General features: G+C 65.2%; 13 protein-coding genes. 3 read left to right on the top strand and 10 right to left on the bottom strand.

Annotation, left to right across the window (positions count from 1 at the left end; genetic code table 11):
* Positions 1-159: 159 nt before the first annotated feature.
* The 6 genes from VM94_RS05115 to VM94_RS05090 form a co-directional block, all read right to left on the bottom strand.
* On the bottom strand, positions 160-1116 hold the full coding sequence (locus VM94_RS05115) for an esterase/lipase family protein (protein ID WP_046682472.1): 957 nt from the start codon (positions 1114-1116) through the stop codon (positions 160-162).
* The gene (locus VM94_RS05110) at positions 1113-2753 is read right to left on the bottom strand and encodes a GMC family oxidoreductase (protein ID WP_046682471.1); all 1641 of its coding nucleotides are present in this window, start codon (positions 2751-2753) and stop codon (positions 1113-1115) included. The genes VM94_RS05115 and VM94_RS05110 overlap by 4 nt, the downstream gene beginning before the upstream one ends.
* Before the next feature lie 7 nt (positions 2754-2760).
* Complete coding sequence (locus VM94_RS05105; RefSeq protein WP_046682470.1) at positions 2761-3288, bottom strand: hypothetical protein; 528 nt, start codon at positions 3286-3288, stop codon at positions 2761-2763.
* 72 nt (positions 3289-3360) lie between these two features.
* The gene (locus tag VM94_RS05100) at positions 3361-4557 is read right to left on the bottom strand and encodes an MFS transporter (protein WP_046682469.1); all 1197 of its coding nucleotides are present in this window, start codon (positions 4555-4557) and stop codon (positions 3361-3363) included.
* A 91-nt stretch (positions 4558-4648) separates the two neighbouring features.
* On the bottom strand, positions 4649-5551 hold the full coding sequence (locus VM94_RS05095; protein WP_046682468.1) for a LysR substrate-binding domain-containing protein: 903 nt from the start codon (positions 5549-5551) through the stop codon (positions 4649-4651).
* Complete coding sequence (locus VM94_RS05090; protein ID WP_046682467.1) at positions 5548-6312, bottom strand: RNA methyltransferase; 765 nt, start codon at positions 6310-6312, stop codon at positions 5548-5550. Before VM94_RS05090 ends, VM94_RS05095 begins: the two co-directional genes overlap by 4 nt.
* 195 nt (positions 6313-6507) lie before the next feature.
* Here VM94_RS05090 and VM94_RS05085 point away from each other — a divergent pair, with 195 nt between their 5' ends.
* The gene (locus VM94_RS05085; RefSeq protein ID WP_046682466.1) at positions 6508-7290 is read left to right on the top strand and encodes an inositol monophosphatase family protein; all 783 of its coding nucleotides are present in this window, start codon (positions 6508-6510) and stop codon (positions 7288-7290) included.
* A 52-nt stretch (positions 7291-7342) separates the two neighbouring features.
* On the opposite strand, the gene VM94_RS05080 is transcribed toward VM94_RS05085, so the two are convergent.
* The 4 genes from VM94_RS05080 to VM94_RS05065 all read right to left on the bottom strand — a co-directional run bounded on the left by VM94_RS05080 (position 7343) and on the right by VM94_RS05065 (position 10281).
* Positions 7343-7501, bottom strand: a complete 159-nt coding sequence (locus VM94_RS05080) for a XapX domain-containing protein (RefSeq protein WP_046682465.1) — start codon at positions 7499-7501, stop codon at positions 7343-7345.
* Positions 7498-7689 carry a DUF1427 family protein gene (locus tag VM94_RS05075; protein WP_046682464.1) on the bottom strand — a complete coding sequence of 64 codons (192 nt, stop codon included), beginning with the start codon at positions 7687-7689 and terminating at the stop codon, positions 7498-7500. Before VM94_RS05075 ends, VM94_RS05080 begins: the two co-directional genes overlap by 4 nt.
* 9 nt (positions 7690-7698) lie before the next feature.
* The gene (locus VM94_RS05070) at positions 7699-9561 is read right to left on the bottom strand and encodes an amidohydrolase (protein WP_046682463.1); all 1863 of its coding nucleotides are present in this window, start codon (positions 9559-9561) and stop codon (positions 7699-7701) included.
* Positions 9562-9627: 66 nt separating this feature from the next.
* The gene (locus VM94_RS05065) at positions 9628-10281 is read right to left on the bottom strand and encodes a hydrolase (protein ID WP_046682462.1); all 654 of its coding nucleotides are present in this window, start codon (positions 10279-10281) and stop codon (positions 9628-9630) included.
* Between the two features lie 171 nt (positions 10282-10452).
* Between VM94_RS05065 and VM94_RS05060 the strand changes: the two genes are divergently transcribed.
* Together VM94_RS05060 and VM94_RS05055 are read left to right on the top strand one after the other, a co-directional pair.
* Complete coding sequence (locus VM94_RS05060; RefSeq protein WP_046682461.1) at positions 10453-10743, top strand: hypothetical protein; 291 nt, start codon at positions 10453-10455, stop codon at positions 10741-10743.
* A gap of 186 nt (positions 10744-10929) precedes the next feature.
* Entirely contained in the window at positions 10930-12300 is a 1371-nt protein-coding gene (locus VM94_RS05055) for a DEAD/DEAH box helicase (protein WP_046682460.1), read from the top strand.
* The last annotated feature ends 121 nt before the right edge of the window (positions 12301-12421 follow it).

The following is a 12421-nucleotide window of genomic DNA, read 5'->3' as shown; positions in this document are numbered from 1 at the left end:
AGCGGCCTCAAGAACAAACTTTTTCCGACTGTCTTCCGACGTTAGCTTAATACAGTACGCCAGTGGAAAACAGCATTTTCTGCCCCTTGCTCTGTTAAACACGAGCAACAGCAGAGTCAAAAGAGACAGTCTTGCCATGCAGACAAAACACAACAGGACTCAGGCGAAATGGGGAGCGGAGGGGGGCTGGACGACTTCGTTCTTGATAGTGATTTCTTCCAGCAGCTGGCGCAGCACGCGCGCATCGCTGGCCAGCGCCACGTGGCCGATGCCGCAAAAGGCGATATTGCGCGCGCCGGGCAGCTGCGCCGACGCTTGCGGCGCGACGATATTGTCGTGATGCGAATACATCGAGGTCATCAGCGCGCGCGTCTCCGGCGTCTCGCTGGCGGCCAGCTGCGCCAGCCAGCCGCTCGGTGCGCCATCGATGCGGCTCATCTGCCGCGCATTGGCGCCCGCCGCCAGGTTGGCCAGCGCCGTGCCGTGGTGCGGCGTGCCGATGGTGACGATGCGCGCCACGCGGGCCGCGCCGTAATGGCGCAGCCAGGCGCGCGCCACCAGGCCGCCCATGCTGTGGGCGACGAGAATCACGCGGTCGCTGCCCGTGCGGGTGCACAGCTCGGTGATGGCTTGCTCGACCTGCGGCACGAACGCCTCGATGTCGCCGTTGATCGGTTCCAGATCGATCGCCTTGTGCACGATACCGGCCCGTGCCAGCTGCAGGCTCAGCTTTGTCCAGTAGCCGCCGTTGCACACATAGCCGTGCACCAGCAGCACGGGCAGGCCCTGGCCAGTGATGGTGTCGGCCGCATGCAGGCGCGGACGCAGCATGCCCCATGAAGAAGTCCACAGGGTGGCGCGCAATTCGCCAAAAAACAGGCGCGCCGCGCCCATGGCGCCCAGCTGGTATTCAGGCGGCACGGGGCTGCCCAGGCGCCGGCTCTCCCAGAAATTGCGCACGACGATCAGCGCGCGCACGGCCAGCAGTATGGCCAGCGCCAGCAGCACGGCCAGCAGCGGCGACGCGATGCCCCACGCGTGCATGGCCAGGTACGCCAAGCCCAGCACGGCCAGTACTTGCAGCAGCATCAGCCACTTGAGGATGCGCGCGATCATGCCGTCGTCGCAGCAGAGACGGGAACGGGCGCGGGCTTGCCCGTCAGCTCCCGCGCCAGGCCGCTGGCCAGGCGCGCTGTCAGCGCATAAATCGTCAGTTGCGGATTGGCGCCGATCGAGGTGGGGAACAGCGAACCGTCGTGCACGGACAGGTTGCGCACACCGTGATAGCGTCCATCGGCCCCCGTCACGCCCAGGCGCGCATCGTCCGACATGGCGCAGCCGCCCATCACGTGGGCCGACACCACGCGCGCCAGCAGCGCCTTCATCGGCAAGTCGCCGATGGCCTGCTTCGCCTGCGCCCAGCTCGTGTAGTGGCTGGCCAGCTCATGCACGGGATAGACGCTCCTGGCGCCGGCCGCGAACTGGATTTCCGCCATCGACAGCAGCGCGCGCCGCACGCCATCCCAGAGAAAAGGCGTGAGCGGATAGTCGAGCACGGGCGCGCCGAAACTGTCGATGGAGACGCTGCCGCCCGCCGCATCATGGTGAAAGCCATCGCGCAGCAGCGCCAGCAAGGCATGCGCATGGGGGAATTCGCGCATGGTGCGCGCATGCTCGTCGCCGAAGCCGCCCATGGTGGTGGCCATCAGCAGCGGGTGCAAGGGCGGCGCTTCGAGCTTGTAGCCGATGGGGCCATCGATGGGCGCCGTATGCAGGAAATGGTCGGAATAAATCGTCTGCGGCGCGCCCGCATAGGCGTCGACTCGCTGCTGGAACAGGCCCGCCGACACCACGGTCGGATGCAAGAAGGTGCGCCGGCCCAGCAAGCCGTGCGGATCGGGCGCCTGCGAGCGCAGCAGCAGTGCGGGCGAGTTGATGGCGCCGCCGGCCAGCACAAAGTGTTTGGCGCGCAGCGTCAGGCGCACGCCCGTGGGAACTTGCCCGGCGGCGTCCAGCGCCGTCACCTGCAGGCTGTCGACGCGCTCGCCCTTGAAGATGAAACGCTCGGCGCGTGCATGCACGAGCAGGCCCGCGCCCAGCGCCAGTGCCGACGGGATCGTCGTCACCAGCATCGACTGCTTGGCGTTCGTCGGGCAGCCCATGCCGCAGTAGCCAAGGTTCCAGCAGCCGTTCACGTTGCGCCGGATGGCGGCCGTGGGAATGCCCAGCGCCGTGGCGCCACGGCGCAACAAGTCGTTGTTTTCATTGGGCGGCGCGGCCCAGTCGCTCACGTGCAGGCGCTTTTCCATCATGGCGAACCAGGGCGCCATGGCATCCACGCCATAGCCGGACAAGCCGAAATGCTTGCGCCAGTATTCGAGCGTGCCGGGCGGCGTGCGAAAGCTCGAGGTCCAGTTGACGGTGGTCGAACCGCCGACCGTGCGCCCCTGCAAAATGTTGATCGCCTTGTCGCGCGTCTTGCGCGCGGCCGATTCCTGGTACAGCGCGGGATAGGCCTGCGCTTCGCGCATCTTGAAGTCTTGCGACGACTTCAAGCCGCCCTCTTCGACGATCAGCACTTTGAGGCCGGCCAGCGCGAGGATTTCCGCCGTCACGCCGCCGCCGGCGCCGCTGCCGATGACGACAACATCGGCCTCGAAGCTGCGGTCGTTGCCCAGGGTGCTGGCGTCGGTGACGTTCCAGCCTGCGGCCAGGCCGGCGGCAATCGGATCGGGTATGGGGGATGTGCTCATGGATGCCTTATGCGCTCAGTTCGGGCAGCGGTCCCGGATAGCCGATGGCGGCCCAGTGGGCGGCATCGGCATACCAGGCGCCGAGGATCAGGTCGTGCAGGGCCAGGTAAGCCGTCTGCAGTGTCGCCAGGCGGTGCGTGCGCCACGACTGCAAAAAGGCGGCCACCTGGGCCGGCTCGGCGTCAAGCCAGCCGCCATGCACGCCGGCGACGAAGCGCCGCGCGGGCGCCAGCGCCAGCAGGCCAAACAGATCCTGCACTTCCTGTTGCGCCGCCAGCGGCAAGCCGCGGATGGCCGTGTCCACGCCGGCGATGGCGCCGTCCAGCGCCGCAGCCCGCGCGGTGGCGTCCCGAGTCAGTGCGCTGCCCAGCATGGCCGGCACGATGGCCGCCAGCGCCGCACGCGCTTCGCCATCGAGGACGAATCGTCCCGGCGGCGCCGGTCCGCGCACGAGCCGGTACACGGCGCCGCCGGCGGCCAGCACAGCGGCGCCGAGCACGCCCAGTTTCAGAAACGATCTGCGTCGCATCCCCATGTCTCCCCTTGTCTTGTACGGCCTTTTGCAGGCCAGTGTACGCCAAAGGGAGCTGCGCTCCGCGCGCAAAAACTAGAGCGACCCGTCTAGTTCGCGCGACGGGAACCACAGCAGCAGCATGGCCAGCAGCGCCGCCAGCGCGCCGCCGATGGCGATGCTGGGCAAGCCAAAGGCGACGATCAGCGCACCGCCGAGCACGCCACCGGCCGCCGTGCCCGCATTAAAGGCGGCGATGTTCAGGCCCGCCGCCACGGCATCGCTGCCCGGACAATGCCGTTGCGCCAGGCGCAGCAGCCGCATGGTCGACAGGGTGACGAGGGCAAAGAACAGCAAGCCCAAGGTGCCGCACAGGGCCAGCATGGCCAGGGGCTGGGCGCGCAACACATGAAACGCCAGTAAATTGAGCGCCAGCGCGGCCAGTGCCAGCACGGTGGAACGCAGCGCGTGGGGCCTATCGGCGCACCAGCCGCCCAGCAGGTTGCCGCCGATGGCGCACGCGCCAAAGCACAGCATGGCGGCGCCCAGCCAGCCCGCATCGAGTCCGCCCAGCTGCAGCAGGAATGGCGAGATATACGTGAAAAAACTGAAGGTGGCCACGCTGACCAGCGCCGCCACGCCGGCCGCCAGCAGCAGGGGCGGCTGCAAGATGGCGCGCAGGCTGGCCAGCGCCGATACGGCGGCAAGCTGCTGACGCGCGGCGGGCATGGCGAAGCGCAGGCCGGCGCCGCCGCACAAGGCCAGCACGCCGATGGCCGCAAATACCCAGCGCCACGACGAGACGGCGCCCAGCCACGTCCCCAGCGGCACGCCGCCGGCCAGCGCCAGGGTCAGGCCCAGCCAGACGATGGACAGCGCCCTGCCCGCGCGGGACGGGTCGACCAGGCTGGTGGCCGCATGCGAGGCGACGGCCATGAACACGCCATGCGCGAGGCCCACGGCAAAGCGCACACCGAGCAGCGCGCCCAGTGCCGGCGCGGCCGCCATGGCCACGCTGCCGAACGCCAGCACCAGCATGGTGCCCACCAGCACCTGGCGCGTGGGCCGGCGCGCCAGCATGGCCGTCAGGATCGGTGCGCCAATGGCCGCCCCCAGCGCATACGCGGCAATGGCGCCGCCGGCCGCCGCCACGCTGGCGTGCAAGTCGCGCGCCATGGGGGTCAACAGGCCGGCGGCGATGAATTCGGACAAGCCGAAGGCGAAGCTGCACAGGGAAAGAAGATAAATGGCGGGCGGCAGGGAAGCCGCGGCGCGGACAGAAACAGGGGACATGGAGGTTCCAGTACAGGCAAAACGCCATGCTGGCCCCTGGATCACCATCTGTAAAATATCTTATTTATCTTGAAATAAGACCTTACAAGTCTCAATGCGAGGCAGACAGCCGCAACTGCTCCAGCAGCCGCTCGCGCACGGGCGATGGGCGCTGCGGGTCCCACGCCATGTACAGGTCGAGCTGACGCAGCGCTTCGGGCGCGCTGCTTGCCAGCGGCAGCATGACCACGCCCGCTGGCGCCGAGGCGGCGAGGCTGGCCGGCAGCAGGGCCACGCCAAAACCGGCCGCCACCAGGCCCAGCACCGTTTGCAAACGGCGCGCCTGCTGCACCACGTGCGGCACGAAGCCCGCATGCAGGCACAGGCTGGCCAGCTGGTCGTGGAAACCCTGGCCCAGGTCCCGCGGGGAAGCGACGAAATCGTCGTGGGCCAGGTCCGCCAGGTCCACCCGCGTCAGCCCCGCGCAGCGGTGGTCCAAGGGCAGCGCGATCATGATGTCTTCGCCGGACAGGCGCTCGAAGCGCAAGCCCGGCGTGCTGCGGCCCGGTGCGCGCAGCAAGGCGATATCGATCTCGTTTTTTTCCAGCCACTCGACCTGCTGCTGCGTCGACGCTTCGCGCAAGGTGAATTGCACGGCGGGCGAGGCGGCGCGAAACGCGCGCAAGGCGCCCAGCACGTGGGCATACGGCGTGATGTGGATGAAACCGAGGCGCAAGTGGCCCTCGATGCCCTGCGCCACGCGGCGCGCAGCGGCCACGCCCTCTTCCAGGCTGGCCAGCACCTGGCGCGCCGTGGCCAAAAAAGTGCTGCCGGCCGGGGTCAAGGCGACCTTGCGGTTGGTGCGTTCGAATACGGGGTAGCCGAGCACCTCTTCCAGCCGCAATATCGCCTGCGACAACGGCGGCTGCGCCATGTGCAGCCGTTCTGCCGCGCGCCGGAAATTGAGTTCCTCGGCGACGGCAATGAACTGGCGCAGCAGCCGGGTCTCTATCATGGGCCTTTTTTGGCTACCGCCAGGATATGCCGGGCAATGCCGCGCAGGATGTTGACTTCTTCCGTTTCCAGTCCCGTGCGCGAGAACAGGCGTTTCAAACGGGGCATGAGTTTTTTCGGGTTGTCGGCGTCGAGGAAATCGATGGCGACCAGGGCCTGCTCCAGATGCGCATACATGCCGTCGACCTGCGCCAGGCTGGCCGCGTCGCCATGGAAACCGACGGGACTGGCGGCTTGCCCATCGCCGAGGGCCGCCACGCGGCATTCATAGGCAACGACCTGCGCCGCCTGCGACAGGTTCAGCGAGGAATACTCGGGATTGGCGGGAATGTTGATCAGCACATTGCACTGCTCGACGATCTCGTTGGGCAAGCCGAAGCGCTCGTTGCCGAAGATGACGGCCGCGTGCAAGTCTGCACCGGCCGCCAGCTGGGCCGCGATGGCGCGCGGCGCCGTGACGGGCGGCGAAAATTCGCGCAACCGGGCCGACACGGCGGCCGCGTAATTGCAGCCTTCGAGCGCCTCGGCGATCGAGCCGACGATGCGCGCGCCCGACAAAATATCCTGCGCGCCGCTGGCGAAGGCCACCGCTTCCGCATCCGTCAAGGCGTCGGGAAAGCGGGGGTTGACCAGCACCAGATCGGAAAAACCCATCGTTTTCATGGCGCGCGCAACGCCGCCAATGTTGCCAGGACGACTAGTTTCGACAAGAATAAATCGCAGGCGTTTGAAAAGAGACGTGTTGATTTCGGGCAGATTCATTTAAAATAGCGCTATTGCGCGGTATCGATACAGGAAATTTCGGGAAACGGAGTCACAAAACGCTGACGCCAGGCCGGGATTTTAACCACTTCGGCACCGCTCCGCTCTTTAATTCATTCTTGCACTCTATCGTACCGGCGCCGAAAGGCGACGCTGGGCGGTCGCGTGCTTTTAACGGAAGCTCACATGCACCCAATGCTCAACACGGCGATCAAAGCCGCCCGCCGCGGCGCCGCCGTCATCAATCGCGCCTCTTTTGACCTCGACCGCGTCGTCGTCACGGAAAAACAACATAACGATTTCGTCACCGACGTCGACCAGGCGGCCGAACAAGCCATCATCGAGGTGCTGTCCAAAGCCTACCCGGACCACGCGTTTCTGGCTGAGGAATCGGGAGCTTCCGCCAACTCGCACGACGAGAATGAATATCAGTGGATCATCGATCCGCTGGACGGCACCACCAACTTCATCCACGGTTTCCCGCAATACTGCATCTCGATCGCCCTCGCGCATCGCGGCGTCGTCACGCAAGCCGTCATCTACGACCCGGTACGCAACGACCTGTTCACGGCCACCAAGGGCGCCGGCGCCTACCTGAACGAAAAACGCATCCGCGTCACCAAGCTCGACCGCATCTCGAACGCCCTGCTGGGCACCGGCTACGTGGCCGGCAGCGCCCGTGCGCTGGACGAATACCTGAAGATGTACGCGATCATGGGCGAACGCAGCCAGGGCGTGCGCCGCGCCGGCTCGGCCGCGCTGGACCTGGCCTACGTCGCTTGCGGCCGCCTGGACGGCTTCTACGAAAAAGGCTTGAAGCCTTGGGATATCGCCGCCGGCGCCCTGATGATCACGGAATCGGGCGGCATCGTCGGTGAATTTTCCGGCGAATCCGAATACCTGTACAAGGGCGACGTCATCGCCGCCAGCCCGAAGATCTTTGGCCAGATGATCACCCTCTTGACGCCATTCGCATAAGGTTGCGCACGCGGCATCCATGAAAAAACCGGCCTTGGCCGGTTTTTTGCATTCAGGGGCTGACCTGCCCCGCCACGACAAAGCCCAATGTCATTGCCACCACCATCGCCGCGCCCGTCGGCGTGGGTGGCGTGGGCGACGGCAGGTCGAACCAGCGGCACACGGCGCCCACCAACAAGCCCAGCAGCGACCCTGCCAGCATCACGTTCATGGCGCCTCCCGTTTCATGTCACGGCGCTGCAGGTACAAGCCCGTGAGCCAGTAGCCACAACTGGTCAAAAACACCAGCAGCGCGGCGCCCAGCACGGGCGGCGCCGGCACGGGAATGTGCGTCAGCTGGCAGATGAAACCCACGACAAAAGCCAGCAGCAGGCCCAATATCACTTTTTTGTAATACATAACGTTCTCCTAGAAGGCAAAGCAGCTGCAGCCCAGAGTGCCCCAGAAGCCGGAAAAATCACTGATCGGCACGGCCGACTTGCGCGCCCGGTCGTGGGCGTGCCCATGCACGCCGCAGGCGCCTGCGCACTGGTGCGGCAGCATGGTTTGCGTTTGCGTTTGCGCTTGCTTGGCCACGGGCCGGTAATGGCCGGGCACCGTGCGCACGGGCGACCACTCGGGCAGCACGGGAATCGGTGGCGGCGCCAGATTGGTGAACTCCGCCTGACCGTAGACGACCTTGCCGCCCACCATGGTCAGCACGGATTCGATGGACTTGATCGCCTCTTCCGGCACCGTGAAATAATCGGCCGACAGCACGGACAGGTCGGCCAGCATGCCCTCGCGGATGCGTCCCTTCTTGCCTTGCTCGCTGGAGAACCAGGCGCTGCCCGCCGTCCACAGTTCCAGCGCCGTGTCGCGCGACAATCGCCCCGCCGCATCCGTCAGGGCCAGGCCGCCCACGGTGCGCCCCGAAACCAGCCAGTACAGCGCCGTCCACGGGTTGTAGCTGGCGACCCGGGTCGCATCCGTGCCGCCGCCCACGGGCACGCCCGCGTCCAGCATGCGCTGCACGGGCGGCGTGGCCTTGGCCGCTTCCGCGCCGTAACGCTCGACGAAGTACTCGCCCTGGAACGCCATGCGGTGCTGGATGGCCAGGCCGCCGCCCAGCGCCTTGACGCGGTCGATATTGCGCGGGCTGATGGTTTCAGCATGGTCGAACAGCCAGTGCAAGCCGCCGAACGGCGTGTCGCGGTTGACCTTTTCAAACACGTCGAGCATGCGGCTGATCGATTCGTCATAGGTGGCGTGCAGGCGGAACGGCCAGCGCTGCTCGACCAGGTGGCGCACGACCTTTTCCAGCTCGTCCTCCATGCCGGCCGCCAGCTCGGGACGCGGCTCGAGGAAATCCTCGAAGTCGGCGGCGGAAAACACGAGCATTTCGCCGGCGCCGTTATGCCGGTAAAAGTCCGTACCGTCGCCGGGCTTGATCATGCCCGTCCACTTCTGGAAGTCCTGCAGTTCCGCGCCCTTGTTTTGCGTGAACAGGTTGTAGGCGATGCGGATGGTCAGCTGATCTTTTTGCGCCAGCTCGTCGACGACGGCGTAATCCTCGGGATAATTCTGGAAGCCGCCGCCCGCGTCGATGGCGCTGGTGATGCCGAGGCGGTTCAATTCGCGCATGAACTGGCGCGTGGAGTTCACTTGCAGTTCGCGCGGCAGGCTTGGGCCTTTCGCCAGCGTGGCATACAGGATCATGGCGTTCGGGCGGGCGATCAGCAAGCCGGTCGGGTTGCCGGCCGCGTCGCGCACGATTTCGCCGCCGGGCGGGTTCGGCGTGTTCTTGTCGTAGCCGACGGCGCGCAGGGCGGCGCGATTCAGCAGGGCGCGGTCGTACAGGTGCAGGATGAAGACGGGCGTGTCAGGCGCGGCCGCGTTGATTTCATCGAGGGTGGGCATGCGTTTTTCCGCGAACTGGAATTCCGTCCAGCCGCCGACCACGCGCACCCATTGCGGGTTCGGCGTGCGCAAGGCCTGTTCCTTCAGCATGCGCAAGGCGTCGGCCAGCGAGGGCACGCCTTCCCAGCGCAATTCCAGGTTGTAGTTCAAGCCGCCGCGGATTAGGTGCAGATGCGAGTCGTTCAGGCCGGGAATCACCGTGCGGCCAGCCAGGTCGATCACCTGCGTGGCCGGGCCGCGATGACGCATCACGTCTTCCACGTCGCCCACGGCGAGAAATTTGCCATCGGCGATGGCGACGGCGGACGCCAGCGGCTGCGTCCTGTCGACCGTGTGGAAACGGCCGTTGAGCAAGATGGTGTTTGCGTGCATGGGAACTCCCGGATCAAATGAAAAAACGGCCCCGCCGGCGGGCGGCGAAGCCGGAGTCAGTGAAAATCAATGGCCTTCGCTGGCGTTGAACATCGATTTGGCGTAGATCAGGCCCAGGCCATAACCGCCGCCGTGCGCCACGGCCGTCGCCACCGTTTCATTGTAGGTCTCGCCGCGGGCCCAGTCGCGCTGCAGTTCCAGCAAGTATTGCACGGACGTCATCGGCTGCGCACCCGCCTGTATCATGCGCTGCATGGCCATCGCATGGGCTTCGTCGGAGACGTCGCCGCTGGCGTCGGCGATCACGTAGACGTCAAAACCCTGTTCCAGCGCCGACAGCGCAGGTCCCACGATGCAGACTGACGTCCACAGGCCGGCCAGCACGATCTTGCCCTTGCCGTAGCCATTCACCTTGTCGGCGATGCGCGCATCTTCCCAGGTGTTCATGCTGGTGCGGTCGATCGGCGCCTGATCCGGGAAGACGGACTGGATTTCGTCGAAGATCGGGCCGGAGAACGACTTGGCGGCTACCGTCGTCAAAATCGTCGGCACCTTGAATTCCGCCGCCGCCTTGGCCACCAGGGCCGCATTGTTGCGCAGCAGGGCCAGGTCGATGGAGCGGGTGGCGAAGGCCATCTGCGACTGGTGGTCGATCATGATCAGGGTATGATCGTTCGGGGTCAGCAGTTTTTGGGCAGCTTGGGCGGTGGCGATAGGCATGATGTTTTCCTTAGTGAAAATAATTGAATATAAAAAGTGGGTGTCGTTATACGGCGCTTCTGCTCCTGCCCTTGCGTCACGCTGTGTGTGCCGGGCCAGTGCTATGCAGTATGGACGAGATACTTTGAAAACAAAAACGGAAAGAATGCCAAGCTATGTGCAATTTTTTCGATGATACAAAATAACCGCGGCGGCGACCTGACCATCAAGGGAGAAAACATGGGATTTGAATTCAGGGTCACGGCCAGCCTGGCGCCGGAACAGCGCCAGCACATCGCGCAGCTGCTGGCGGCACGGCCGCAGGCGTCCGGGACCATGTCCGACACGGACGCCAGGCTGACGGATGCGGGCCTGTATATATGCCAGTACCTGCGCCCGGACCCGTGGCATGGCCTGGACGCCGTGCGCGCCCGGCTCGATGCGCAGGGCGTGCGCTACACCGTCGACGAGATCGACGACTAAACGCCTTTTCTTTACTTGCGACATTGCAAACCTGAAACAAAACAGGCGCGTTTTTGCCAGGCTGTTATACTTCGCGTGTGCGGCACATATGACCAGTCCCCTTGCCGCTGTCTTTCGACCCCTAATCTGATTGCCTGCGACTGGCGCCCCACGATGGCGACAGGCCGATCTCACAATAAAGTTACCATGTCCTTTTCCTCCCTCGGATTGTCCGACGCTATCGTACGTGCCGTTACCGAACACGGCTACACCGTGCCGACCCCGATCCAGTCGCAGGCGATTCCCGCCGTGCTGGCTGGCGGCGACTTGCTGGCCGGTGCACAAACCGGTACCGGCAAGACGGCCGGCTTCACCCTGCCCGTGCTGCACCGCCTGTCGACGGACGCCAATGGCGCATCCATCACCAGCAACACCTCGACGCGCCCGATCCGCGCCCTGATCCTGGCCCCGACGCGCGAACTCGCCGCGCAGGTCGAGGAAAGCGTGCGCGCCTACAGCAAGTACACCAAATTGAACTCGACCGTGATCTTCGGCGGCGTCGGCATCAACCCGCAAATCAAGCAGCTCAAGCATGGCGTCGACATCCTCGTCGCCACGCCGGGCCGCCTGCTGGACCACATGGGCCAGGGCACGGTTGACCTGTCGAAAGTGGAAATCCTGATTCTCGACGAAGCCGACCGCATGCTGGACATGGGTTTCATCCGCGACATCAAGAAAGTGCTGGCAGTACTGCCGCCAAAACGCCAGAACCTGCTGTTCTCGGCCACGTTCTCGGAAGAGATCAAGGCCCTGGCCGACGGCCTGCTGAACAAGCCAGCCATGATCGAAGTGGCGCGCCGCAATTCGACCGTGGAAGTGATCAAGCAAAAGATCCATCCGGTCGACCGCGACAAGAAGCATCCGATGCTGTCCTACCTGATCAAGTCGAACAACTGGACGCAAGTACTTGTATTTACGCGCACCAAGCATGGCGCGAATAAACTGGTCGAACAGCTGGGCGCGGACGGTATCGGCGCCCTGGCCATCCACGGCAACAAGAGCCAGTCGGCGCGCACGCGCGCGCTGTCCGAGTTCAAGGATGGCACCCTGCAAGTGCTGGTCGCCACCGACATCGCCGCGCGCGGTATCGACATTGACCAATTGCCGCACGTCGTCAACTACGACTTGCCGAACATTCCGGAAGACTATGTGCACCGTATCGGCCGTACGGGCCGTGCCGGCGCCAAGGGCGAAGCCGTGTCGCTGGTCTGCGTGGATGAGCACGAAATGTTGAAAGACATCGAAAAGCTGATCAAGCAAACCCTGCCACGTGAAGTCATCGAAGGCTTCGAGCCTGACCTGAACGCCCGCGCCCAGCCTGTGCAATTGCGCAGCGGCACCGGCGGCCACCGCAACAACAGCCGCGCGCCAGCCGGCGCCGTCGTGCGCGTGAAAACCGGCGGCAGCGGCGCCAAGCCACGCAGCGCCGGCCCATCGGGCGGCGGTGGCGGCGGCAACCGTTCGGGCAATGCGCCGCGTTCGGCAGCCAATCACAGATCTGGCGGCCGCGGTCGTTAATACCCGCGGGTAAGCGCATATCGCAGCAATCAAAACCGTTCCAGAACTTGTTTCTGGAACGGTTTTTTCATGCCCGCCACCAATTGCCGATTTGGGCTAGGATAGTGTCCATTGCCCTCAC

It is taken from the genome of Janthinobacterium sp. KBS0711 (genome assembly GCF_000988085.1).
GTDB lineage: Bacteria > Pseudomonadota > Gammaproteobacteria > Burkholderiales > Burkholderiaceae_D > Janthinobacterium > Janthinobacterium lividum_E.
Note: the sequence above shows the minus strand (reverse complement) of the source record. Positions and strands in the feature narration are given on the sequence as shown.

Bases quoted from the DNA above. Each gene is read 5' to 3' on its own strand.
- VM94_RS05115 (WP_046682472.1), bottom strand. From the start codon at position 1,116: ATGATCGCGCGCATCCTCAAGTGGCTGATGCTGCTGCAAGTACTGGCC.
- VM94_RS05110 (WP_046682471.1), bottom strand. From the start codon at position 2,753: ATGAGCACATCCCCCATACCCGATCCGATTGCCGCCGGCCTGGCCGCA.
- VM94_RS05105 (WP_046682470.1), bottom strand. From the start codon at position 3,288: ATGGGGATGCGACGCAGATCGTTTCTGAAACTGGGCGTGCTCGGCGCC.
- VM94_RS05100 (WP_046682469.1), bottom strand. From the start codon at position 4,557: ATGTCCCCTGTTTCTGTCCGCGCCGCGGCTTCCCTGCCGCCCGCCATT.
- VM94_RS05095 (WP_046682468.1), bottom strand. From the start codon at position 5,551: ATGATAGAGACCCGGCTGCTGCGCCAGTTCATTGCCGTCGCCGAGGAA.
- VM94_RS05090 (WP_046682467.1), bottom strand. From the start codon at position 6,312: ATGAATCTGCCCGAAATCAACACGTCTCTTTTCAAACGCCTGCGATTT.
- VM94_RS05085 (WP_046682466.1), top strand. From the start codon at position 6,508: ATGCTCAACACGGCGATCAAAGCCGCCCGCCGCGGCGCCGCCGTCATC.
- VM94_RS05080 (WP_046682465.1), bottom strand. From the start codon at position 7,501: ATGAACGTGATGCTGGCAGGGTCGCTGCTGGGCTTGTTGGTGGGCGCC.
- VM94_RS05075 (WP_046682464.1), bottom strand. From the start codon at position 7,689: ATGTATTACAAAAAAGTGATATTGGGCCTGCTGCTGGCTTTTGTCGTG.
- VM94_RS05070 (WP_046682463.1), bottom strand. From the start codon at position 9,561: ATGCACGCAAACACCATCTTGCTCAACGGCCGTTTCCACACGGTCGAC.
- VM94_RS05065 (WP_046682462.1), bottom strand. From the start codon at position 10,281: ATGCCTATCGCCACCGCCCAAGCTGCCCAAAAACTGCTGACCCCGAAC.
- VM94_RS05060 (WP_046682461.1), top strand. From the start codon at position 10,453: ATGATACAAAATAACCGCGGCGGCGACCTGACCATCAAGGGAGAAAAC.
- VM94_RS05055 (WP_046682460.1), top strand. From the start codon at position 10,930: ATGTCCTTTTCCTCCCTCGGATTGTCCGACGCTATCGTACGTGCCGTT.